The sequence below is a fragment of the Pseudomonas sp. ABFPK genome (assembly GCF_001586765.1).
GTDB lineage: Bacteria > Pseudomonadota > Gammaproteobacteria > Pseudomonadales > Pseudomonadaceae > Aquipseudomonas > Aquipseudomonas asiatica.
In genome coordinates, this window is the sequence record NZ_LQXW01000007.1 from 40,566 (window position 1) to 63,837 (window position 23,272).

Genomic DNA, 23,272 nt, shown 5'->3' on the forward strand with positions numbered 1-23,272 from the left:
AAGACGACTATCCTTTCGGCTTCAGATCGTCGAATCTATGCAACCGATCGTCCAAACCTGAGCGCCCCATGGACCGACTATCGACACTGCTCAAGCACTTCAACCTGCATGCGTCCACCTTCCACCAAGGTGGTTATTGTGGAACGACCCGCTTTGATGGGCAGCAAAGTTCCGGCCACGCGCACCTGCTTCGTTCGGGTCGCCTGACCTTCAGTGACAAACGTGGTCAGCTCATGGAGCTGGCGGAGCCAAGCCTGATACTTGCGGTACGTCCGCAGGAGCATCAGTTGCTGGCGATCGAAGCAGACGAAGCGGAGTTGGTGTGCGCCACCTTGCAGTTCGATGGTGGCGCCAACAATCCGCTGACCCAGGCCTTGCCGGACTTCATCATCAAGCCGTTGCGCGAATTGCAAGGCCTCGATGGCACCCTCGATTGGCTGTTCGAAGAAGCCTTCGGCGACGAGTGTGGACGGGATGTCATTCTCAATCGGCTGTTCGAGTTGATGGTGATTCAGCTACTTCGCCATCTGATCGCCAGCCGCAGCATTGCTTCGGGGATGATGGCCGGGCTGGCCAATGCACAGCTGTCCCGTGCGCTCGTGGGTATCCACAACGAGCCACAGCACAATTGGACCGTGGCAGAGTTGGCTGACCGCTCAGGCATGTCGCGCGCGAGCTTTGCTGCGCACTTTCGCGAGACCGTGGGTATCACCCCTGCCGATTACCTGGCGAACTGGCGAATCAGCCTTGCCCAGAAACGGCTGCGCGAAGGCCGCCCCATCGCCCTGATTGCCGATGAGGTCGGCTACGAAAGCCCGTCTGCGTTGGCCCGCACCTTTCGCCGCAAGGTGGGTGCAAGCCCGAGGGAGTGGCTACAGCAGAGCACGCATGATGCCTAGCCGAGTGACAGCTGCGGCCAGCCCGGCGATGGGCCAGTAACGCGGGGATCAGTCGTCGTAGCGGTGATTGTTGCGCCAACCATAATGATGGCCACGGTCGTGGCGGTGACGGCGCCAGCCCCGGTCGTCGTCATCGTCGTCATAATCCCGGTAGCGATGCCCGCTCTCGTCATCGTATTCCCGGCCCATGTGGTTGCCCAAGGCACCACCCACACCGCCACCGGCTGCTGCGCCGATCATGCTGCCAGTGGTGCCGCCCATCTTGCGACCCACCACGTTGCCGCCAGCTGCACCCAGTGCGCCGCCAATGGCCGCCTCGCCACGGCTGTGCTTGTCGGCACCCACCGCACCACCGGCCGCGCCACCCAGGCCGGCGCCGATTGCCGAGCCGGTACTGCCGCCGATCGACTGGCCTACTACCGAGCCCAATACTCCACCCAATGCGCCACCTATACCTGCTTCGGTATTTCCGCCTGCCGACGCAACGCCGCTCAGCAGGCCAAGTGACAACAACAGAATCGAGGAGTACTTCATTTGTAAAAGCCTCAAATGGATACGGAGGCGATCCTGAGGCTCTGGACAGGGGCTTACAATGGAAATCCGACGAGTGACACGACTTGGAAAAATTCTCCAAGTTATTGTTTTCCCGATGGAAACTTAAGGGATTTTCAACGGTCACAGGCTGATTGCGAAAAGCCTTTCCAGTGGTGGAAAAGCGTTTTTATTTCTACACGTCACCCGTGCTCCCCCTCCAAACTCACTACCCTTCTGCCCCAGACCTTGCTTGCCCCAAACCGCTGGATCAACAAGGTGACAAGTGCACCGAGCAAAGCCAGGGCCATGTCCTTTTGTGCATCCCAAGGGTCTTGCTGAGTCGCGACAAAGGCTTGTGCCTGGTCATCGCCCAGGTATTGGCCACCTATCCACTCCAGCAGCTCGTACAGCGCCGATGTGGCGAGGACGAAGGAAACGGTACACAACGCCAACCAGCCGCCGCGCAACAGGGCCTGGCGCTGGAGCAGCTCCCTGATCGGCAGGACGAACAAAAGGCCGTAACTCAGATGCACCAGACGATCGAACTGGTTGCGCTGCCAGCCCATCCAGGCATTCAGAGAGTGGTCGGTAAGCGCACGCAGCCAAGCGTCATAGGGGACTTTGGCATAGGTAAAATGCGCTCCTAGCTCGTGAATCGCCAGCATCACCACGATTGCCAGGTAAGCATGCCGAGAAAAGCGCCAATAACGGCTGGTCGCAGCCAAGGTGAGCAGAAGCGCCAGCGGCAAAACGTTTTCGAGCCACCAATCCGCACGATCAAGCGGCGCAACCCCCGAGGCAAGCATCAGCAACATGGCCGATGTCAGCAAGCCCGCGGCTTGGCGTGGCGTGGCCGAAGGGGCAAAGCTTGTTTGCAATGCTGGATTCCTGTTCATGGTTTTACGCTCGGCTTGAGCACGGTTGAGCCTCGCAGGGCAGCTAAAGTTTCCTCCGGGCGCCGGCTTCACCTGATGCCATGCCACCTCAACGACAGTTCTTCATGATGTTGGTCGGGCCAGTAGCACTGAAAATTACCGATGGATGATTCCACCTGAACTTTACCTCCCTCCTTGGCTTCCCCTGCATAGACCACCCGGACCCAGGAGATGAACCAATGAGAGCACTGACATACCACGGAACCCAGGACGTCAGGGTCGACAATGTCCCCGACCCACTTATCCAGGACGAGGACGATATAATCCTCCGGGTCACCGCTACCGCCATCTGCGGCTCCGACCTGCACCTCTACCATGGCAAGATTCCACAGACCGAGCCGGGAGATATCTTCGGCCACGAGTTCATGGGTATCGTCGAGGATACCGGCCGCGGGGTAACCAACCTGCAGGTCGGTGACCGCGTGGTGATTCCCTTCGTGATCGCCTGCGGCAGCTGTTTCTTCTGCCAACTCGACCAGTTCGCCGCTTGCGAAACGACCAACACCGGCCGTGGTGCAATCATCAACAAGAAAGGCATCCCGCCAGGGGCCGCGCTATTCGGCTATAGCCATCTGTATGGCGGCGTGCCCGGTGGCCAGGCGGATTTCGTGCGAGTGCCCAAGGCCAACGTCGGCCCGTTCAAGGTGCCTGCCGCCCTGCCGGACGACAAGGTGCTGTTCCTCTCGGATATCCTGCCCACAGCCTGGCAGGCCGTCACCAATGCGCAGGTCGGCTCAGGCTCGACAGTTGCGATTTATGGCGCCGGGCCGGTCGGCCTGCTGAGCGCAGCCTGCGCGCGCATGCTGGGCGCCCAGACGATCTTCATGGTCGACGACAATGACTACCGCCTGGCGTTTGCCCGCGATGCCTACGGCGTGGTGCCGATCAACTTCGAGCAGGATGACGACCCGGCCGACACCATCATCCGCCTGACCCCCGGCATGCGCGGCGTGGACGCCGTCATCGATGCGGTCGGTTTCGAGGCCAAGGGCAGTACCACCGAAACGGTACTGACCACTCTGAAGATCGAGAGCAGCAGCGGCAAGGCGCTGCGCCAGAGTATCGCCGCGGTGCGCCGGGGCGGCGTGGTCAGCGTGCCTGGGGTCTATGCGGGTTTTATCCACGCCTTCATGTTTGGTGATGCCTTCGACAAGGGCCTGACGTTCAAGATGGGCCAGACCCACGTGCAGAAGTTCCTTCCTGAACTGCTCGAACATATCGAGGCCGGACGTCTGGAACCGGAGCTCATCGTCACCCACCGCCTGGCCCTGGAAGAAGCGGCTTTGGGTTACAAGTTGTTCGACCAGAAACAGGACGACTGTCGCAAGGTCATCCTCGTGCCGGGCGCTGCTGCCGGTACATTGGGACCTGACCATTAGCAGGGACCCTGTGGGAGCGGCTTTAGCCGCGAACACCGGCGCAGCCGGTGCCATGCACCGCGTTGGATTCTTCGCGGCTAAAGCCGCTCCCACAGGCTATGCGGACCGCTTGCGAATTCAGTTCTTCACACCGACCTGCTCAGCGCTTGCGTCGCGTTTCATCACGAGCTGTTTTCTGCGCAGTGGAATCATGGGACGTGCCAGTTGACCCATCAGGACGCTGCGCATCATTGTCCCGTTCCTCTTCACCTCGGGTTCCGCTGCGAGGTGCCTCCGATCCTTTCTTCATCTCCCCTCCTACCCCTTGCTATGTTCAGGCGACGACGGCCCGGTACCGCGTTTGATCCCACGCGGCCCAAGCACGCCCCAGATGGCCAGGCCGACAATGGGCAACGCCAACAGCAACAGTGCCCACATCGCCTTCGTCACGTCGCTCTTGTCACTGCGGAAAACACTGACGATGGCCCACAGATCGAGCAACACGATGATCGCTGCAACAGCGATCCAGAAATATGTCACAGGCTCGGTCATGATCGCTTCTCCTCTGTTAGTCCGGCCGCAGCGCGAGGCCCGCACCGCCGCCCTCCTACCTAGAGGAAGCCGGCAAACGGAACAAAGTTCAGGAAGCTTTCCCCACCCTTGATGGGTGGCACACAAGCAATGAACCAATCCCGCAGGAAACACGTCCACCAAAAAACAACGCACGAGTGACCGGCCATGACGACCGACCCCGTACTCGAGGCCCTTGATTACCTCAAGGCCCACAAGCTGGTACTGACCACCGCAGAATCCTGCACGGCAGGTGCCATGGTTGCGCTGTTGGCAGCAGTGCCGGGGACCGGCGAGGTTCTGGAAAGCGGCTACGTGGTGTACTCGCCAAGCGCCAAGAAACGCCTGCTCGGCGTCAGCCCACAGACTATCGAACGCTACGGCCTGACCAGCGAGGCGGTAGCCTGGGAGATGGCCCTCGGCGCATTGAAAGACAGCGACGCCACCGTCGCCATCGCCAGCACGGGTGTCGCCGGGCCACAGCCGCAGGATGGCATCGCCCCGGGCACTGTGTGCTTTGCCTGGGCCTTTGCCGGCGAGCCTTTGGCGGTATTCACACGCAGCCAGCGCTTTTTTGGCGAGCGCGCGGATGTAATCCGCCAGGGCGCGCTGTACGGGTTGTCGCACTTGGCCCATTACCACCAACGCTGGCTGCGCGGTGAGCGCGCCTGAGGGGCTACGTAAGGGGCTACGTGAGAGGCTGCAAGCATGGACGAAGACGAGTTGGCTTCAAGGCATCACCCCGTCGAGGAAGACATGCGCATGCAGCAGCGGGTCTGGCGATTCGAACGGGTCGGATGGTACGCGCTGGTGCTGGTCGTACTGCTGGGCCTGGCCGGGCTGTTCGGCAACGGTCCGCTCAGTGACGCCCAGGTCATGAGCGACGACGGCCGGGTGCATGTGGAGTATCAGCGCCTCAGCCGCAGCGGCACCACCGACAACCTGCGCATCACCGTTCGCGGCAATGCCGGGGAGCCTGTGATGTTGCTGCTCGGGGGGACCTTGCTACGCGAAGCCAGCATCGAAACGCTGCAGCCAGAGCCGCAAGTATCGCTTTCCCATGGCAGGTCGCTCCTGCTCCAGCTTGGCACCAGCAAAGAGGGTATCGCCACCCTCTACCTGACCCTGCGCAGCGAACATGTCGGCACTCTCGAAGGTGTTGTCAGCGCCGGCCCAGGCAGCGCAGTGCATTTCTCCACCTTTCTCTACCCGTAGGAGCGCGACATGGACTCCATTCTTCGTGCGACCGGCATGTACATCGCGCTGATGCTGCTGTTTCGCGTGGCTGGCAGGCGCTCGCTGGCAGACCTCACCACCTTCGACTTCGTCCTGCTGCTGATCATCGGCGAAGCAACCCAGCAGGCATTGCTCGGCGAGGACTTCTCGTTCACCAACGCCATGCTGGTGATCGCCACGCTGATCGTCCTGGATGTCGGCCTGTCGCTGGCCAAGCTCAACTCCAAGCGCCTGGCCCGGCTGGTCGACGGCCACGCGACACTTGTCGTGGATCACGGGCGCTTTCTCCACCACCGAATGCGGCGGGCACGGCTGACCGAAGACGACATTCTCGAGTCCGCCCGGGACAGCCAGGGAATCGAAAGCGTCGGGCAGATCAAGTTCGCCATCGTCGAGCGCAACGGCAAGATCTCGATCATTCCGCAGGAGTGACCCTGCCTGGCCGGCGCAACCTGCGCGGATTCCGGTGAGAGCCGCCTTTCGCGACAGCAGTACGCTGATCATCCGCTTTGAACCTTGGCGCGCGGCCCCTACTCCATCGAAGGCAATCGTGATTTTTTCAGCCCCGAAGAGGTGTCGCATGAACGCTATCGATTTGTTGATCCAGGACCATGAGCTGGTGAAGAAGCTGCTGGAGGAACTCTCCTCCACCACTGAGCGCGCGGTGAAAAAGCGCGCCGAGTTGCTCGAACGCATCAAGCAGGAGGTAAGCATCCATACCGCCCTGGAAGAAGAAATCCTGTACCCGGCCATCAAGCAGGCCGGCGGCAAGGAAGAAGCGAAGATGTATTACGAAGCCAAGGAAGAGCACCGCACCGTGGACTCCCTGGTGCTGCCGGACCTGCTGCAAACCGAGACCGGCACCGTCGAGTTCGCCGGGCGGGTCAAAGTGATGAAGGAACTGCTGGAACACCATATCGAGGAAGAAGAAAGCGAGCTGTTTCCGACCGCCCGCAAGCTGCTGGGCAAGCAGCAACTGGATGAGCTCGGCCAGGCCATGGAAGCGCAGAAAAAACTGCTCAAGGGCGAACAGCGTGCTGCGTGATGGAAGCCTGGATCGACTTTCTTGAATGGCCTGCCATGGCCCTGACGGTACTTGCCGCCTGGTGCATCGGCTCACGGCGCCCTGGCCGGCGCAAGCTGGGTTTCTGCTGCTTCATTGCCAGCAACGTGCTGTGGGCCGCCTGGGGGTGGCAGGCGCAAGCCTGGGCGCTGATCATCCTGCAGGGTTGCCTGTGCGCCATGAACCTGCGGGGCTGGAAGAAAAACACTGCCGTGGAGCCGGGCTGAACGCCCGGACACATGCCTGAAAGCCCAACGGCGAGGAGCCAGACCATGATCGACCCCAACCAACCCGACCCGTACGTGGACGAAGTACCCCACAACCCGGGCGAGCCTGTGCCTGAACAGGAACAGGAGAAGGAAGCACCCGACTGGCCCGAAGGCCAGGTGCCGCCAGAGGAGCAGTCCGACGGCTGAGGCTCACCTGGCGAGCGGCATTGCCTGCTTCGCCGGCAATGCCGCTCCACCAGTCACCCAATCCTATGGAAGGAGGCAAGTGTCTCATGAGTGATCGCATCATCGCCTTGTTCACCGATACCACACTGTTCGGAGTTTCCGTTCTCAATTTGTTGCTGGCACTGACGGTAGCGCTGCTGACATTCGTCGTGGCGCGGGCGGCCATCAGTTTCATGCTGCATCGGGTCAGGCGCTGGTCCGAGCATGACGGCGCGCTCAGCCAGGTGCTGGCCAAGGTGCTCGCCGGGACCAGCAATTTTCTGCTGTTCCTTGCCTCGCTGCTGGTGGGCCTGAGCATGCTCGACCTGCCCGAGCGCTGGCTGACCCGGGTCGGTAGCCTGTGGTTCGTGGTCGCGGCATTGCAGATCGGGCTGTGGGCCAACCGCGCCATCGGCCTGGGCCTGAGTCGCTACTTCGCCCGGCATCGCACCGACGGCTTGAACCAGGGCAGCGCGCTGGCCACGCTGTCGGCATGGGGTGCGCGGGTACTGTTGTGGTCAGTGGTGCTGCTGGCGATGCTGTCCAACCTGGGCGTGAACATCACCGCCTTCGTCGCCAGCCTGGGGGTAGGCGGTATCGCTGTTGCACTGGCCGTGCAGAACATCCTCGGCGACCTGTTCGCCTCGTTGTCCATCGCCGTCGACAAGCCGTTCGAGGTGGGCGACTTCATCGTCATCGGCCCGCTGGCCGGCACGGTGGAGCACGTAGGGCTGAAGACCACACGCATCCGCAGCCTGGGCGGCGAGCAGATCGTCATGGCCAATGCCAGCATGATCAGCAGCACCATCCAGAACTACAAGCGCCTGCAGGAACGACGGATCGTGTTCGAGTTCGGCCTGTCGTACGACACGCCAACCGAGGCCGTGAAAAAGGCACCCGCCATCGTCGAGGAAGCGATCAAGGCACAACAGCAGGTGCGCTTCGACCGTGCCCACCTGCGCGGCTTCGGCAAGGAGGCGCTGGAATTCGAGTGCGTGTATATCGTCAAGGACCCGGGCTACAACCTGTACATGGACATCCAGCAAGCCATCAATTTCCACCTGCTCGAGCGCTTCTCGAAGGTAGGTGCAAAATTCGCCGTACCGGTACGCGCGATCAAGGTCACGGCCTTGCCAGAGGAATCGAAGCGCGGGCCTCAAAGTATTCACGTGGGGTAACCCGCCCCCGTGCATGTCAGCGCTCCATGCATTCCGTCGATTTCACGGCACGCCCGTGGGTGATGCAGGCCGAACAGAAGGTGACCAACCCGCAACGGAGTATCGCCATGAAGATCATGAAGCCTCATTCGTTACTGCTCGCGCTGTGCCTGGGGCTCAGCGCACCTGTGGTGCTGGCAGCCACCGACCTGAACGATCAGCGTGCTCCTGGGACGCAGCCGCATGACAGCGGGCACATGAACAACCAAGGCGGAGCGACCGGCTCCGGCACGCCTGCGGATGCCATGGGGACAGGTTCCGGCGGAACCGATGGCAATGACACTGACAACACCGGTGGCGATGGCACCACCGACCGATCCGGTAGTGACCGCAGTGGATCGGAACGCGGCACCGGGACGGGTAGCGGGACCGGAGGCTCTGTTGGTTCGGGCTCCAGCGGTGGTTCCGGTAGTTGAAGGTTCGCTCGAACTGCCCTATGGCCGGCGACGCGTGCCCAGCTCGATCCAGACGGGCGCATGGTCGCTGGCCTTGGGTTCGTTACGCACCCAGGCATCGACACCAGCCCGCTTCAGGTAGGGCGCGAGCTCGGGGTTGAGCAGCAGGTGGTCGATACGTAAACCGGCGTTGCGTGCCCAGTGGTTGCGGAAATAATCCCAGAAGGTGTAAATGCGCTCGTACGGATACAGATGGCGAATGGCGTCGACCCAGCCTTGATTCAGCAGTTTCTGGTAGCACGCACGTGATTCGGGCTGCAGCAGCGCGTCCTTCATCCAGGAGCGCGTGTCGTAGATATCCATATCGGTTGGCACCACATTGAAATCACCCGACAGCACCGCGGGATGGCCACCGTCATGCAGCCCTTTGACATGCTCGATCAGGCTCTCGAACCAGCGGAGCTTGTAATCGAATTTCGGCCCCGGTTGCGGGTTGCCGTTCGGCAGGTACAGACAAGCCACCAGCACCCCGTGCACCGCGGCTTCGAGGTAGCGGCTCTGGTTGTCGTCCTCCATGCCAGGCAGGCCACGCCGTACTTCCAGTGGTTCGCTGCCCCGCGCCAGAATGGCCACGCCATTCCACGAAGGCTGCCCTTGGTAGAGGCAACCATAACCCGCCGCTTCGAGCGCCTGGCGAGGAAACTGCTGATCCGCCGCCTTGAGTTCCTGCAGGCAGGCGATGTCGGGCTTTTCCCGCTCCAGCCAGGCCAGCAGTGCCGGCAGCCGGCTACGAATGCCGTTGATGTTGAACGTGGCAATCTTAAGCGCTTTCATGCGTCGGGGTCGCTGACATGGGCCTGCACGGCATCTTCCAGGGCACGCACATGGGCGTCATCCGCCAATGCCTTGAGTGCCAGCCAGTCGTCCCAGTCGATGGCACCATCGTCACGCAGGGCCTCTGCGGTGCGCAGCAGTTCATGGTGGTAGGCATCCGGCGACTCACGGCGGTAACTGATGTCGTCGTACTGGGCGTACCAGGCCTCGAGCTCAGGGATACTGCGTTCAATGCTCATAAGGGAGCCCTCACGGTGTCCTTTGCATTAAGAACCTCAACCATGCAGCGACGTTCAAATCCAACGCTGATCGCTACGTTCAATGATCAAGCGGATCGATATCCTGGATCACTGAGCATCGTTTTTCATTGAATCACCGCGCCGTCACCATTAGCTCCACAAGCAACATCTGGAGCGGGTACATGGCCTCCCCCATTTTCAACTCAATGAGACAAGGCGCTGATGCAGCGGACCTTGGCGATAGCGTTTCCATCGTTTCGTGCGCAGCCATCGACGCCCTGGGGCTTGCACCATGAACTGCGGCCCATTCTGGGTGATCGTTTTCTTCGTGCTCATCAACAACGGCTGCTCGCTGCTGGGCTTCGGTGAAGGCTCGGTGGGAGGTGTGGCGCGGAGTATCGAGTCGCGAACGGAAATCACCATCGCCACCACGCTGCAACGAGCGCAAAAAACCAATGCAGGCGGCCTGCCGCCTGACGATGGGCAACTGCTACCGGCGATATTTCTATTGATTCGCGCCTGACCCGTCAGCGGATGGGGCTGGTTTGCACTCTTGGTAGAAGTCGAAGTCCTGAAATTTCTCGGCTGCCTGTTCCGACCCTTTCGCGGGCACGCCCGCTCCCACAGAACTGCACATAACTCATTGAATTAACCGGGACTCTGTGGGAGCAGCCGCGAACACCGGCGTAGCCGGTGCCATGTACCGCGTTGGATTCTTCGCGGTTAAAGCCGCTCCCACAGGGTACGCGCACTGTTTGCGGATTCAGTTCTCTACGCGACAGCGCCGCCCAAAGGACTGGGCGATATCCCACAGAACTGCGCGGGACCTTGTGGGAGGGGGCGCGCCCGCGAAGAGGCCAGATCAGGCGACACATCACTTCGGGCCTTTACCAACCGCCAGCCGAACCGCCCAGAGGCTGCGCATGAAACGAGCTCGCCGCGAACCAGGTTTCCCGGTTCGCGGCGTAATTGAAGCGTTACTCAGGCAATCAGGTAGGAATGCCAGCCAGCCGCCAGACAGGCGCCGGAACCGGTTCGGCCTGGCTGCGTTTGCGTGCCCACTGGGTCAGGGCAGCCATCATGGCAAAGCCCAGCAGGATCAGTACCGGATAAGCCAGCAGCAACTCGGTCAGCGAGTATTTCCAAGCCAGTGGGCGACCAACACCCAGCATCGCCGCATACAGCCAGGACACACCCGACAGTGCGCCGGAGAACAACGCAAACATTCGCACGCCAAAATTCAGGTCCAGCAAGTTGCCTGCTTTGAGCAGGGCAGGCAATACATAGCGATGCAACAACATGCCGTTAAAGGTCAGCAACATGACAATAATGACCTTCGCTTGAAGTTTAGGATTGGCAAAATAGTTCATACCTTTATCAAGGTAGTCAATTCCAATCACTGCGGCACCCGTGAGCCACAGGAATATCAGGGCATTGGCCACGGACTTCTGCAAGCTCGTCATATGCTTACTGTCATGCCCGGCTTCTTTATGACCTTTCAACAAGTTCCTGACCATCTCGGCGTCACTGGCGAATACCATGCCGATGGCAATGCAACAGGCCAATAAATGAACGTAAATAACAGACAACCGCACCAGTTCCATGGATTCTTTCTGCCCGAACAGGCTAATAATTGTATTAATCTCCACGACATTTTCTCCACGCAATGCGTTAGCGCTAGATGGCTTTGAAATAGGTGTGCGAACGATTTAATCGCAACGACAGAGCCAAATTCGAATCGTTAAATGAAAAAGCAGATTGTCACTCAATACACGCGGTGGCTCACCCGAAGAGCCTCGGTTGGGCATGGCAATACTCCACTATTCAGGAATAAAAATGCCCCATGAGCATCCCTGCGATGCCGATGAGGTTGAACGTCCATAAGTTCTGGGGAAAGGCGCGAGGTGCAATCACATTGAAGGCACCTGCTGGCAAATAGGAGTCAGTGTCATCCAAATCGTTCATTTCTCGAGCAAAACGACCGACAGGCGGCACACTAAACCAAGTTGGTTAGTTTGCTAAGTTGTTGTAATTTGACCGAGTGGAAAGTTTTATCGACAACTGGATCCAAACTTCGCAAGTGTCTTTGAATGCTCTATTCCGCTGTTTCGCAGATCTCGTTTTGCAGGTGGCCGTGGCTGAAGTGCCATCAGTCAGGTCATGGCCAGCCCCATTCCAATCGCCTCGCTCGGCCAGCAGCCCGTCTGTCGCCTTCGGCCTGCCAACACCCTCAAAATTTGTTCCGGGCGATGGCAGGCGGCGCAAATACCCTCAATGACTACCCAATGCCGCAGACGCCAAGCGCCCCGACACCTCCTCATCGATCTGCGCCATGCTCAACCGCGATGTCTCGCGCAGCATGAGCGAGCACACCGCGACCAGTGCCAGTGCCGCCGCGCCATACAGCGCCACGCCCAACGGGTCATGGTTGGTGAGGATCAGGATTGCCGTGGCGATGCTCGAAGCGGTGCCGCCGCCCAGCGCGGCGCCGATCTGGTAGCTGGCCGAGATACCCGAGTAACGCATGCTGCGCGGGAACTGCTCGCCGAGGAAGGCCGGGATAGGCCCTTGGGTCGCGCCCATTAGCAGGCCGGTCAGGCTGTAGGCGCACAAGGCGATGGCGAAGCTCTTCATGCCCACCAGGGAAAAGAACACGAACAGCCCCACGGCCATTGCCACTGCGCCAAAGCACATCACCGTGCGCCGCCCCAAACGGTCCGACAGGTAGCCGAACAACGGCGCCGACAGCACGATGGCGACCGAAAGCGCCAGGTCGAACATCAACGCCTCGGTACTGCCAAAGCCCACCTGCGTGGCGTAAGTCAGGAAAAAGGTGCTGCCGATGTAGGCGATGGTGCAGTAACCGAAGGCAATCCCGGCGCACAGCAACAGCTGCCGCGGACGTTGGCGCAGGGCCGCGGCCAACGGTGCATGTTCAGGTTTGGTCACGGGCGTGGTGGCCGCTGCCGGTGCCTTCAGGCGCGCGTACAGGCCGATCAGCACCAAGGTGCCGCCCAGCCAGAACGGGATGCGCCAGGCGAAATCGACCAGGTTGTCGTCAAAGGCCGCGCTGACGATGGCGAACACCCCAGCCCCGAGGATGCCACCCACGCCAATCCCCATGCTTGTGAAGCTACCCCACAGCCCGCGCCGCCCCGGTGGCGCAGACTCGATGCCGAACAGCGCGGCGCCGCCCCACTCCCCGCCTGCCGCAAAGCCCTGGACCAGGCGCAGCAGCACCAGCAGGATCGGCGCGGCCACGCCGACGCTGGCATGGCCGGGCAGGCAGCCGATGAGGAAGGTGCTCATGCCCATCAGCAGCAAGGTGGCAACCAGTACCTTCTGCCGGCCGATGCGGTCACCGAAGTGGCCGAACACCAGACCACCCAACGGTCGGGCAAGAAAGCCCGCACCGAAAGCGCTGAAGGCCACCAACGTGGCTGTCAGGTGGTCCATCTGCGGGAAGAACACCTGGGGAAACACCAGTGCGGCGGCGGTACCGTAGATGATGAAGTCATAGAATTCCAGCGCCGTCCCCAGTCCGGAGACGCAGAAGGTTCGCAAGGCGGAACGGGATGACGCAGGGCGGGAATGTTGCGCATGCATTGTTGTTGTTCTCGTTCAGCGGCGCCGCCTTGAGCTGGCGGCACCGGGTTGGCTCAGAAAGTGTCGAAGCCGGCCTTGGCCAGTTGCACAGGCGTGCCGGCCACGTACTGCAGGGCACAGCGTTCGGTGTCGATGCCGACGCTGAGCAAGGTTTCCCAGCGTTCGGTATCGGGCATGGCCATGTCCGGGTGGAAGCAGATCGGCGCCCTGTCGCCCTCGCCGCCGCACATGGCCTCGGCCCGGGCGCGCAGGTCAGCGCTGGCCATCTGGCCGACCACCTGCTCGAGGTGGCCCAGACGGCATTGCGTATCGGCACGGTCGGCGACCTGCTCGCCCAGGCTCAGCTGTGGGTCGAGGAAGTGATTGGTGTGCAGCAACCAGCCGTCTTCCCGTGGCAAGACCAAGGCGGTGCGCGCGGGGCTCAATTCGATGCTGGCCGCGCGCGGGCTGCGGTCCTGGCGGGAGAACACTGTCAGCACAGTAGAGGCACTGACCCGTGCCGAACAGGCAAGCTCGATGGCCTCCTCGACACTGCTGGCCTCCTCCAGCAAACGCCGAGCGATGGCGTGCACCGGCACACCACCACTGTCGTTGTCACTGGCGTGGTGGAGGATATTGAAGTGCAGGCCGAGGCCCGCGCTGTTCACACCAAGCTTGGCGAGCATGCCGAACTCGCAGAACAGCTTGACGTTCATGCCGCGCTCGGTGTGCAGCGCCAGCATCAGGCCATGGGGGCACAGGCTGTCATGCCAATCCCAGGTCTGCAGGGTCTGCGGCGCACGCGCGCCACGGGGTGCATGCACGGTGGTGGAGCATTCGCTGTGGCGGGTTCGGGCCGCCAGTATTTCAGTGCGGGCGTTCAGGCTCGCCAGCTGCCACAGCGGCAGCTCGGCACCGCTGGCCATGCCGGCCACTTCAGCGGCCAGGCCTGGGCTCCAGGCTTCCAGGGCTGCCAAGCTGTTTTCGCCGATGCGCTGCACCTCACTCAAGGGCACACCAACCCGCGGGAAAAAGCCCAGGTACAGTGCAGTGGTGGTACGAATCTGCTCGGCGAAGCGCGCACCTATCTGGTGGCCACGCTCGAGGGGGTTGCGGATGTCGCTGACATGGGTGTGGATCTTCAAGGCGGGGAACTCCTGGTACAGGCCGCGGTGGTCAGGCAAGCACCGCTAGCCTAACCAGGCCTCCCCCAATCGATCATCGGCACAACCCGCACAACTTTTGTGCCCCGATGGAAAAACTCAGCCCCGTGCCGGCGCCTGCGCGCCCTGCCCGTGCAGGTGCTCATGCAGCAAGGCAATGAACGCCTGCACCTTGCGGGTATTGCGCCGATGCGGCAGGTACAGCACGTGCACCCAGGGGCCGAACGCGCTCAGCGCCCGCCAGTAGTCGGGCATCACCTGCACCAGCTGCCCGTTGGCCAGGTAGGGGGCGGCACACCAGGTGGGTACGAACTGCAAGCCTTGCCCATCGAGCAGGCAGGCCAGCAGGAAGTCGAAGTTGTCGCTCACCAGTCGAGGGGTGGGCTGACGCACACGCAGCGTCTGGCCGCCGTGTTCGATCCACCAGAAGCTGCGGTTGAGCAGCGGGTGGCGCAACAGCAGCCAGTCGTGTTGGGCATAGTTCTCCAGTGTGATCGCCTCGCCGTGTCGGGCCAGGTAGGCAGGGCTGGCGCAAAGGATCACACGGTTCTCGATCAACGGCTGGGCGATCAGCTCCGGCTGGTCGGTGGGGCCGTCGCGCAGCGACAGGTCGTAGCCGCCATCGATCAGGTCTTCGTTGGCATCGTTGAGGTTGACCTCCAGGCGCACCTGTGGGTGCTCGCGCATGAAGCGGCAACACACCTGGTTGAGAAACGCGGGGCCGAACGACGGTGGCGCGGTAATGCGCAGGGTACCGCGCAGCGCGTGCTGCAACTGCTCCACTTCCTCGGTGACCCGTTGCAGGTGCATCAACGCCTGGCGCGCGCCTTCCAGGTACAAGGTACCGGCCTCGGTCAGCGCCATGCGCCGGGTGGTGCGTTCGAACAGGCGCACGCCCAGTTCGCTCTCCAGGTGCGCAACAGCCTTGGTGATGGCAGACGGCGTCTTGCCCAGTTGCTCGGCCGCACGGCTGAAGCTGCCGTGTTCGGCGGCGGCAACGAAGATGGTCAGGGCCATCATCTTGTCCATGGTTACTTCCTGTTCGGCACAAACGGTGGGAGTGATGCGAGGGTGGCGAGTATCTGCGCCTCCTATCAAACCCGCAAATGCCGGCGATTTGAATAGGCACGGCAAGGTCCGCTGCTTGCACCCTGGCAAATACGGGCTCGGGATTCTTTCCCCATCACGAAAAAAGTTGTGCCTGCCCTCGCCTTTATCCGCCCTGGCCCCCTGGCTAGGCTGCGGCGCCATCACGACAAGAACGAGGCACAGCATGAAGCAGCTCCTGAAGATTGCAATCAGCGCCGGCCTGGCCTGCACCTGCATGCCGGGTTTCGCGGCAGTGGACCTGATCCTGCACAACGCCAAGGTCTACACCGCCGAGCCCGGCCAGCCCTTGCAGCAGGCCGTGGCCGTCGAAGGCGAGAAAATCGTCGCGGTAGGTTCCGACCAGGCCGTGCTACGCCTGAAGACCAAAGGCACCCGGGTCATCGACCTCGGTGGCAAGGTGCTGATGCCGGGCATGCTCGACGCCCACTCGCATGCCATCAAGGGTGGCCTGCAACTGGTGCTGGCCGACCTCGCCGGCGAGCAGGTTGCCCTGGACGAACTGGAACGGCGCCTGCGCCAGTGGCGCAGCGACGGCAAGGCCGTGCGCGGCGAGTTCCTTGTCGTCAGTGGTGTACCGGGCACCTACTGGAATGACATTCCGGCGCTGGAGCAGCGCTTCAACCACGGCGAATGGGCCGAGCAACCGATCCTGTTCGCCGCCAACGACATGCACACCGGCTGGGCCAACCAGGCCACGCTCAAGCGCGCCGCAATCGGTGCCGACACCATCGCTGCCCTGCCTGCCGAAGCACGCAACACCATCGGCCAACACCCGGACGGAACACCAAATGGTTTCCTCGCCGATGCCAGCTACTACCCGGTGACCGACCTGCTGCCAGCGCTGCCCCACGCCACCCTGCTGAGCGCTGGGCGCATGGCCCTTGACCATTACAAGCAGCTGGGCATCACCGGCTGGATGGACCCGCTGGCCAACGAGCTGCCGGGGGCCGATGTGAACAACCATTCGCTGGGCGTGCTGCCGGTGTACAAGGACCTCTCCGCGCGCGGCGAGCTGACCGCCCACGTCGCCGCCCTGCTGATGGCCGATTCCAGGGCCCGCCCTGCCGACCTGGACGAACTGGACAAGGTACGCCGGCAATTTCTCGGCGTGCACAACCTCACCCTGCCGGGCATCAAGGTGTTTGCCGACGGCGTTGCCGAAGCGCCAGCGCAAACGGCGGCGATGCTCGAGCCCTACAGCAACTCCGGCAAGCACGGCGAACTGCTGCTGGATCCTAAGCACTTTGGCGAGCTGGTCAGTGCCGCCGACGCCCGTGGCTGGCTGGTCCACGTGCATGCCATCGGCGACCGCGCCGTGCGCGAGGCGCTCAACGGCATCGAGCAGGCACGGCGTGATCGCCACAGCGGCATCCCCCATTCCATCACCCACTTGCAGATGGTCAACCCCACGGAATACGCCCGTTTCAAGCAGCTCGACGTGATTGCAGCCATGCAGCTGTACTGGGCCAGCGCCGACCAATCGAACATGGAACTGGTCAAGCCGTACGTGAACGCCATGGCCTTCATGCACACCTTCCCGGCCCGTTCGCTGCTCAAGCATGGCGCCACCCTTGCCGGCGCCAGCGACTGGCCGATCACCACCCCTGACCCTTGGCAGGCGATCTACCAGGCCATCAGCCGCAAGGGGCCCAAAGGTGTGCTCAACGCTGCTGAAGCCATCGACCGCCAAGTGATGTTCCAGGCCTATACACTCAACGCCGCCCGCACCATGCGCCTGGAGCAGCAGATCGGTTCGCTCAAGGTTGGCAAGCAAGCCGACATGATCGTGGTTGACCGCGACGTGCTCGACGTCGATGCCGAAACGCTGCGCGATACCCAAGTGCTGCAGACCTGGTTTGCCGGGAAGCTGATCTACGCGCACTGACCTGCAAGCCTCATCGACGCGGTCTATCAGATCATCCATTCCATCGATTTGACCGCGTCAAATTGCCTCATGTAGCTTGCCGCCCTCTTCGCCGCTGGCTCAAAGGTGCGCGTTACACCTTTGCACCAGTTGCGTAGCCTACCCCCGTACTGATCAAGCCCCACCACGGCGTGCGCGCCAGTCGCGTCGCCGTCACCGTGTTCGAGTTTCCGAAATGTCCGTCAATAGCCCCACCCGTATCACCGAGCTCGTCATCGAGAGCGGCGTCAAGAAAGCCCACCTATCCACCCATGCGACACTGGTCCTGGGGTTTCTCGCAGGTGCATTCATTTCGCTAGGGTTTCTCCTGGCTATCCACGTCAGCACCATGATCCCGGTACAGTGGGCCTCGTTCGGCACACTGCTGGGCGCCGCGGTATTTCCCATCGGCCTGATCCTGGTGATCCTGGCCGGTGGCGAACTGCTCACCGGCAACATGATGAGCTTGCCGTTGGCGATGTTCGCCCGGCGTATCGGCCCAGGCGCCGTGGCGCGCAACTGGCTGCTGGTGACCGTCGCCAATCTGTTCGGTGCACTGTTCGTTGCCGGGTGCTTCGGTCACCTGCTGGGCCTGACCGAGGGGGCCTACCTGAACAAGGTGTTGGCGGCTGCGACCAGCAAGACCAACGCCGACTTCCTCCACGCCTTCGTGTCCGGAATCGGCTGCAACTGGCTGGTGTGCCTGGCAGTGTGGCTGTCGTATGCCAGCCGTGAAATGAGCGGCAAGATTCTCGGCATCTGGTTCCCGATCATGGCGTTCGTCGCCATCGGTTTCCAGCACGTGGTAGCCAACATGTTCCTGATTCCGGCAGCGATCTTTGCCGGCTACCTGAGCTGGGGGCAGTTGGTGGAGAACCTGGTGGCCGTGTTCCTGGGGAATGCGGTGGGTGGGGCGATCTTCGTGGGGTTGGCGTACTACGTGTCCTACGGTGTGCCTTCGCAGGAAGCGTGCGAGGTGCAGTGAGGCATTGCGGTCAGGCACGCTTGTGCAGGTGATGTGCCCTGCACAAGCCTGCTTGACCGTTCGTCACTATCCTTGGGCCACGCTGGGCGACACGATGTTCGGCCGGATGCTGACGGCGGTCATGTCATCGCCGACTCACTGGGGACCGGACGGCGATCAAGGCATCCGCCATCAACCTTGGGCCAGCGACTTGCGCTCCAACCACTCCACCATCAACTCCCCCCATGCAATATCCGCTTGCAGGGCCGCCTTGGCCTTTGCCGAATCGCGCTTGCGCAAGGCTTCGAGTACTTCGAAGTGCTTGTGCTTGGCGCTGGCCAGTTCCGCTTTGGGCACTTCGGCATGGAAGGTGCTGAGCAGCGGCCCCATCATCACCCACATGTTCTCCAGGGTCTTGAAGATCACCGGCATGCGTGCGGCGGCAATCAGACCGAAGTGGAACTCGCGGTTGAGCAGCGAAGCCTGTTTGTAGTCGGTGCTGACAGCCGCCTGGAAGGCCGTTTGCACCTCTTCCAGATGCTTCAGCTCGGCGGCGGAAATTCGCTCGGCCGCCATGCCCGCCGCCTCGCCCTCCAGCAGATGGCGGATCAGCTGGATTTCCCGTAGTTGGCTGACGGTCAGCTCCGGCACATAGATGGAGGTAGCGGCCTTCATGTCCAGTGCATGATCACTGACAAGGCGGAAGATCGCCTCACGCACCGGCGTGATCGACACACCAAACTCCTCGGCCAAGGCACTGATGCGCAGGCGGTCACCCGGTTGATACTGGCCGTCCATCAATGCCGTGCGGATGATGCTGTAGACCCGCTCGCTCAGGTTGCCTTTATCCAGTGGCTTGTGAACTGTCACGCTTGTTCTCTCTTGTCTGATGAATAGCACAGGGCCAACCGCCGGAGGAAACACTGGGCGACATGGCGAAGACGCATGATACATCATCGCCCATGCCGTGCCATCTCGTGCGAACGGTTCAGATCCGCGTGTCGCGTCGACCCACCCCTTGCAGCAGCACCGCCACCACGATGATCGCGCCCTTGATGATCTGTTGCGGGTACGCCGGGACGCTGAGCAGGTTCATGATGTTGCCGATCAAACCAAGCACCAGCACCCCGACCACGGTGTAGAACAAACTACCCTTGCCGCCGGACAACAGCGCACCACCTATCACGCAGGCGGCAATGGCATCCAGTTCCAGGGCCATGCCGGCACTGGGCGTGGCGACCCCGGAACGCGAGGCGATGACCACCCCGGCAAGGGCGCTGAGCCCGCCGCAAATCGCATAGGCCGCCAGCTTGTAGCGCTCCACTGCAATCCCCGCCAGGCGCACGGCAGTCTCGTTGCTGCCGCTGGCGATGATCAACCGGCCAAAAGCGTTGTAGCGCAGGATCAGGGCGAACATGCCAATCACCAACACCGCCAGCCACACCGGCCAAGGCACCCCGAACACTCCATCGGCCTGACGACCGAAGTCTCGCAACAGGCTGGCAGCCGATTGGCTGTCGGCCAGCCGCTGTGGCTGGCCGTTGGAGAGGATGAACGCCAGCCCTCGGGCAATGGTCATCATCGCCAGGGTGGAAATGAACGGGGCCATGCGAAAGTAGGCCACGAAGCTGCCGGTGACCAGGCCCATCAACACCCCTGCCCCCACCGCGATGGCCACCGCCAGCAACAACCCGAGGCTGTCCTCCAGCGGCAGCAGATTCAGGCTCATCGCCACGACCACCCCGCCCACCGCTGCCACCGAGGCAACCGACAAGTCGATACCGGCGGTGAGGATGACGATCAGCATGCCAATGCTGACCAGTATCAGCGGCGTCAGTTGCCGCAGCAGGTTACCCAGGTTCTGCCAGGTGAAAAAGTCCGCCGACAGGCTGCTGGCCACGGCCACCAGCACCAGCAGCATCACCAGTGCGTTGTGTTGCAGAAAAAGCCGGCGCACAACGCGCCCCAGCGGCTGCCTGGACTCGCCCGACAGCGAGGGGGCGGCCAGTTTGCTCAAGTTGTTATCCATGGTGTTCGACTCCCATCGCCAGACAAATCATTGCGTGTTCTTCGATAGCATCACCGCCAAGCTCGCCGGCGATGGCACCATCGCGCATCACCAGCACCCGGTCGCACATGCCGATCAGCTCGGTCATTTCCGAGGACACCAGGATGATCGCCACCCCGGCCTCGGCCAGTTCGTTGATGACCCGGTAGATCTCGGTCTTGGCACCGATATCTACACCACGGGTCGGCTCGTCGAGGATCAGCACCCGGCAGCCGGCGTCGACCCACTTCATCAGCGCCACCTTCTGCTGATTACCCCCGGACAGATCGCCCACCGCCTGCTCGATCGAGCCGGTCTTCAGACGCAACTGCTGACGTAGCGCCTCGACCCCGGCGCGCTCGCGGGCACCATCGATCCAGCCAAAACGACTGGTATAGGGCGAGCCGGGCCGTAAAGCGGCGTTGACGCGGATCGACATCTCCAGCAGCACGCCCTGCTGCTTGCGGTCTTCGGGCAGCAGCCCGATGCCATTGCCGATCGCCTCGCGCGGGCTGCGGTTGCGCAGTTGGCGGCCGTCCAGGTGAACAGTGCCGGCGCTGCTGCGCTCGGCGCCGAACAGCGCGCGCATGGTTTCGGTGCGCCCCGAGCCGACCAGGCCGCTGAAGCCCAGCACCTCACCGGCGTGTGCCTGAAAACTCACATTGCGTACCAGTGGCCCGGCGCTCAGCCCCTCGACCCGCAGGCGGGCCTCGCCGATGCTTGCCTGGCGTGGCGGGAACAGGTCGCTCAGCTCACGGCCGATCATCATCTGCACCAGCCCGCGCTCGTCGATGGCTGACAGCGGCAGGGTGCCGACGGTACGGCCATCCTTGAGCACCGTGGCGCGGTCACAGATGCGGAAGATCTCGTCCATGCGATGCGAGACATAGATGATGCACACGCCCTTGCGCCGCAATTCCGCCAGGATGCGAAACAACTGCTCGGTCTCGTGGGTGGTGAGCACCGCGGTCGGTTCGTCGAACACCAGCACCGAGGCGTTGCGCGACAGGGCCTTGGCGATTTCCACCGCCTGTTGATGGGCCACCGGCAACTCGCCCACTGCACGGCGTTCGTCGATGTTGGCAAACCCCAGCTCATCGAGTATGCACCGCGCCTTGTCACGCAGCATCGGCCACTGCACCCGCCACCTGTTCGCGCCCAGGTCGTCGATGCAGATGTTTTCCGCCACCGACAGGTGCGGCGCCAGGGCAAACTCCTGGTAGATCACCGATACGCCAAGGCGAAGCGCATCGGCCGGCTTGCCGATACTCGCCGGCTGCTCGTGCAACAGCACCTCGCCAGCATCGCGCACGTAGGCGCCGGCGAGGATCTTCATCAAGGTCGATTTGCCCGCGCCATTCTCACCCATCAGCGCATGCACTTCACCCACGTTGGCGCTGAAGCTCGCACCACTGAGCGCACTGATGCCGCCGAACGCCTTGTGAATGTCGCGCAACTCGACGGCGGTCTTGTGTATTGCATTCATCGGTCTTACCTCTGCAAGCGGCGCGTTGCCAGACAGGCGCCGCAACCTTCGGATCAGCGCATGGCTGCCTTGAGCTGGTCGATTGAGCGGAATGCGGGTAGCCGCTCGACCGTGGCCGGGCCCTGTTCGAGCTGGATGAAGTGGTCGACGTTGCCAGGGGTTATCAGCTCCACCGGGAAGTACGACGCCAACGGCAGGTTGTTGGCCTGCAGCCGGCCGTCAAGTATCTGGTGGATCAGCTCGATGGCCGCCACCCCGGTCTGCGAACCACTGTTACTGGCGCTAACCAGCAGCTTGCCCTGCTTGATCAGATCCAGCGCAACCTTGAAGCTGCCAGCTGCCGCAGCGACCCGTACCTGCCCGGCCTTGCCGGCATTGTCCACAGCGTTGATGGCGCCGATGGCGATGAAGTCGTTCTCCGCCAGGATCAGGTTCAGGCGCTCGCCATGGGCACTGAGGATGTCCTCGGTGGCGGCCAGGCCACCCTCCTCGGTCCATTCGCCACGGCCCCAGGCCAGCACGTTGAAGCCCCCTTCAGGCCAGCTGAAACTGCCCTTGGCTTTGACCTGCTGGAACAGCTCGAACCCCTTAAGCAACGCATCCTCCTTCGACAGGCCGAGCTGGCGCTGCTCGGCACGGGCCTGGACGATCCCCGAGATCATGCCGTTGAGGCGGCTCTCGGAGGTCGAGTTGCCCATTACACCGATGACCATGGCAGCGTTGATTTCGCTGCCCGGGTCAGTGTGCTCGACCACATAGCGCCCGGCCTCGACACCGCTGCCGTAGGGGTTTCCGGTGCTGGTGGTGATCACCGGCGCTCGCGCGTCGGGTGCAGTGCCGACGGTGATTACCGGGATCCCGGCCGCCACAGCTCGCTCGACATCGGCAACGGAACCGAGGATGTCGGTGGGGTCGATGACGATCACATCCACCCCCAGGGTGATGAAGTTGTCGACCTGGGCGCTCTGGCGGGCCACATCGCCGTCGGCCACCTGCACCTGCATGTCATAGCCGTAACGCTCGGCCAGGCTGCGCGCGTCGTCGATCATCGAGACGAACCAGGGGTTACCCAGGGTGATGTCGGTCCAGCCAATGCGTAACCGTTCCCCCTTCTGCTTCAAGGGCAAGCCCTTGTCGATGTCGGTACGATCGGCCATTTGCGGGTCCACCAGGCCGGACAACGCCGTGTTGGGTATCAGTTGGTACAGTGGGTGGCGCGCCTCGGCGGCGGCCGGCCCGGCGAGCAGCGTGGCAAGGCCGAAGGTGGCCAGGGTACGGGCAACTGTGCTTTTCATATTGT

The 23,272-nt window shown here is 62.3% G+C and carries 26 protein-coding genes; 13 read left to right on the top strand and 13 right to left on the bottom strand.

Translation table 11 applies throughout. The annotated features are described in order from the left end of the window. Positions 1-68 precede the first annotated feature (68 nt). Positions 69-899: an AraC family transcriptional regulator gene (locus WM94_RS06555; protein ID WP_061550748.1), complete on the top strand. Its 831-nt coding sequence runs from the start codon at positions 69-71 to the stop codon at positions 897-899. A 48-nt stretch (positions 900-947) separates the two neighbouring features. On the opposite strand, the gene WM94_RS06560 is transcribed toward WM94_RS06555, so the two are convergent. Then, complete coding sequence (locus WM94_RS06560) at positions 948-1,433, bottom strand: glycine zipper domain-containing protein (RefSeq protein ID WP_061550749.1); 486 nt, start codon at positions 1,431-1,433, stop codon at positions 948-950. 200 nt (positions 1,434-1,633) lie between these two features. Continuing rightward, positions 1,634-2,329 (bottom strand): DUF2238 domain-containing protein, encoded by a 696-nt coding sequence (locus tag WM94_RS06565; protein WP_061550750.1) that lies wholly within the window; start codon positions 2,327-2,329, stop codon positions 1,634-1,636. Positions 2,330-2,547: 218 nt separating this feature from the next. Between WM94_RS06565 and WM94_RS06570 the strand changes: the two genes are divergently transcribed. After that, the gene (locus WM94_RS06570; RefSeq protein ID WP_061550751.1) at positions 2,548-3,747 is read left to right on the top strand and encodes a zinc-dependent alcohol dehydrogenase; all 1,200 of its coding nucleotides are present in this window, start codon (positions 2,548-2,550) and stop codon (positions 3,745-3,747) included. A 297-nt stretch (positions 3,748-4,044) separates the two neighbouring features. Here the strand turns inward: WM94_RS06570 and WM94_RS06575 are convergent, their stop codons facing one another. Beyond that, entirely contained in the window at positions 4,045-4,278 is a 234-nt protein-coding gene (locus tag WM94_RS06575; protein WP_004376302.1) for a PLDc N-terminal domain-containing protein, read from the bottom strand. Positions 4,279-4,464: 186 nt separating this feature from the next. Between WM94_RS06575 and WM94_RS06580 the strand changes: the two genes are divergently transcribed. The 8 genes from WM94_RS06580 (at position 4,465) to WM94_RS06610 (ending at position 8,662) form a co-directional block, all read left to right on the top strand. Further along, the gene (locus WM94_RS06580; RefSeq protein ID WP_013972207.1) at positions 4,465-4,968 is read left to right on the top strand and encodes a CinA family protein; all 504 of its coding nucleotides are present in this window, start codon (positions 4,465-4,467) and stop codon (positions 4,966-4,968) included. A 36-nt stretch (positions 4,969-5,004) separates the two neighbouring features. Then, on the top strand, positions 5,005-5,511 hold the full coding sequence (locus WM94_RS06585) for a hypothetical protein (protein ID WP_061550752.1): 507 nt from the start codon (positions 5,005-5,007) through the stop codon (positions 5,509-5,511). Between the two features lie 9 nt (positions 5,512-5,520). Continuing rightward, the gene (locus WM94_RS06590; protein ID WP_004376294.1) at positions 5,521-5,964 is read left to right on the top strand and encodes a DUF421 domain-containing protein; all 444 of its coding nucleotides are present in this window, start codon (positions 5,521-5,523) and stop codon (positions 5,962-5,964) included. Positions 5,965-6,112: 148 nt separating this feature from the next. Beyond that, a complete protein-coding gene (locus WM94_RS06595) occupies positions 6,113-6,577 on the top strand; it encodes a hemerythrin domain-containing protein (RefSeq protein ID WP_004376291.1) in 465 nt (154 codons plus the stop codon). Beyond that, positions 6,577-6,822: a hypothetical protein gene (locus WM94_RS06600; RefSeq protein ID WP_023661906.1), complete on the top strand. Its 246-nt coding sequence runs from the start codon at positions 6,577-6,579 to the stop codon at positions 6,820-6,822. Before WM94_RS06595 ends, WM94_RS06600 begins: the two co-directional genes overlap by 1 nt. Before the next feature lie 45 nt (positions 6,823-6,867). Continuing rightward, complete coding sequence (locus tag WM94_RS30045) at positions 6,868-7,011, top strand: hypothetical protein (protein ID WP_024086842.1); 144 nt, start codon at positions 6,868-6,870, stop codon at positions 7,009-7,011. Positions 7,012-7,097: 86 nt separating this feature from the next. Then, positions 7,098-8,207: a mechanosensitive ion channel family protein gene (locus tag WM94_RS06605; protein WP_023661904.1), complete on the top strand. Its 1,110-nt coding sequence runs from the start codon at positions 7,098-7,100 to the stop codon at positions 8,205-8,207. Positions 8,208-8,233: 26 nt separating this feature from the next. Then, complete coding sequence (locus WM94_RS06610) at positions 8,234-8,662, top strand: hypothetical protein (RefSeq protein ID WP_061550753.1); 429 nt, start codon at positions 8,234-8,236, stop codon at positions 8,660-8,662. Positions 8,663-8,680: 18 nt separating this feature from the next. Here WM94_RS06610 and xth read toward each other — a convergent pair whose 3' ends face one another. Together xth and WM94_RS06620 are read right to left on the bottom strand one after the other, a co-directional pair. Continuing rightward, complete coding sequence (gene xth / locus WM94_RS06615; RefSeq protein WP_061550754.1) at positions 8,681-9,475, bottom strand: exodeoxyribonuclease III; 795 nt, start codon at positions 9,473-9,475, stop codon at positions 8,681-8,683. Continuing rightward, positions 9,472-9,714: a hypothetical protein gene (locus WM94_RS06620; RefSeq protein ID WP_003257678.1), complete on the bottom strand. Its 243-nt coding sequence runs from the start codon at positions 9,712-9,714 to the stop codon at positions 9,472-9,474. The genes xth and WM94_RS06620 overlap by 4 nt, the downstream gene beginning before the upstream one ends. Positions 9,715-10,006: 292 nt before the next feature. Here WM94_RS06620 and WM94_RS06625 point away from each other — a divergent pair, with 292 nt between their 5' ends. Further along, complete coding sequence (locus WM94_RS06625; RefSeq protein WP_061550755.1) at positions 10,007-10,237, top strand: hypothetical protein; 231 nt, start codon at positions 10,007-10,009, stop codon at positions 10,235-10,237. A 466-nt stretch (positions 10,238-10,703) separates the two neighbouring features. Here WM94_RS06625 and WM94_RS06630 read toward each other — a convergent pair whose 3' ends face one another. From WM94_RS06630 to WM94_RS06645, 4 genes are all read right to left on the bottom strand, one after another. Continuing rightward, complete coding sequence (locus tag WM94_RS06630; protein WP_061550756.1) at positions 10,704-11,318, bottom strand: hypothetical protein; 615 nt, start codon at positions 11,316-11,318, stop codon at positions 10,704-10,706. 667 nt (positions 11,319-11,985) lie between these two features. Beyond that, complete coding sequence (locus tag WM94_RS06635; RefSeq protein WP_061550757.1) at positions 11,986-13,320, bottom strand: MFS transporter; 1,335 nt, start codon at positions 13,318-13,320, stop codon at positions 11,986-11,988. 53 nt (positions 13,321-13,373) lie between these two features. Then, complete coding sequence (locus WM94_RS06640) at positions 13,374-14,444, bottom strand: C45 family peptidase (RefSeq protein ID WP_061550758.1); 1,071 nt, start codon at positions 14,442-14,444, stop codon at positions 13,374-13,376. Between the two features lie 117 nt (positions 14,445-14,561). Next, a complete protein-coding gene (locus WM94_RS06645; RefSeq protein ID WP_061550759.1) occupies positions 14,562-15,491 on the bottom strand; it encodes a LysR family transcriptional regulator in 930 nt (309 codons plus the stop codon). Between the two features lie 244 nt (positions 15,492-15,735). Between WM94_RS06645 and WM94_RS06650 the strand changes: the two genes are divergently transcribed. Together WM94_RS06650 and WM94_RS06655 are read left to right on the top strand one after the other, a co-directional pair. Continuing rightward, a complete protein-coding gene (locus WM94_RS06650) occupies positions 15,736-17,457 on the top strand; it encodes an amidohydrolase (protein ID WP_061550760.1) in 1,722 nt (573 codons plus the stop codon). A gap of 214 nt (positions 17,458-17,671) precedes the next feature. After that, the gene (locus WM94_RS06655) at positions 17,672-18,460 is read left to right on the top strand and encodes a formate/nitrite transporter family protein (protein ID WP_039613268.1); all 789 of its coding nucleotides are present in this window, start codon (positions 17,672-17,674) and stop codon (positions 18,458-18,460) included. Positions 18,461-18,631: 171 nt separating this feature from the next. Here WM94_RS06655 and WM94_RS06660 read toward each other — a convergent pair whose 3' ends face one another. From WM94_RS06660 to WM94_RS06675, 4 genes are all read right to left on the bottom strand, one after another. After that, the gene (locus WM94_RS06660) at positions 18,632-19,309 is read right to left on the bottom strand and encodes a GntR family transcriptional regulator (RefSeq protein WP_013972198.1); all 678 of its coding nucleotides are present in this window, start codon (positions 19,307-19,309) and stop codon (positions 18,632-18,634) included. A gap of 118 nt (positions 19,310-19,427) precedes the next feature. After that, the gene (locus tag WM94_RS06665) at positions 19,428-20,468 is read right to left on the bottom strand and encodes an ABC transporter permease (RefSeq protein ID WP_013972197.1); all 1,041 of its coding nucleotides are present in this window, start codon (positions 20,466-20,468) and stop codon (positions 19,428-19,430) included. Further along, a complete protein-coding gene (locus tag WM94_RS06670) occupies positions 20,461-21,972 on the bottom strand; it encodes a sugar ABC transporter ATP-binding protein (RefSeq protein ID WP_061550761.1) in 1,512 nt (503 codons plus the stop codon). Before WM94_RS06670 ends, WM94_RS06665 begins: the two co-directional genes overlap by 8 nt. A 53-nt stretch (positions 21,973-22,025) precedes the next feature. Next, positions 22,026-23,267, bottom strand: coding sequence for a sugar ABC transporter substrate-binding protein (locus WM94_RS06675; protein ID WP_047932586.1), 1,242 nt, complete (start codon positions 23,265-23,267; stop codon positions 22,026-22,028). Positions 23,268-23,272 lie beyond the last annotated feature (5 nt).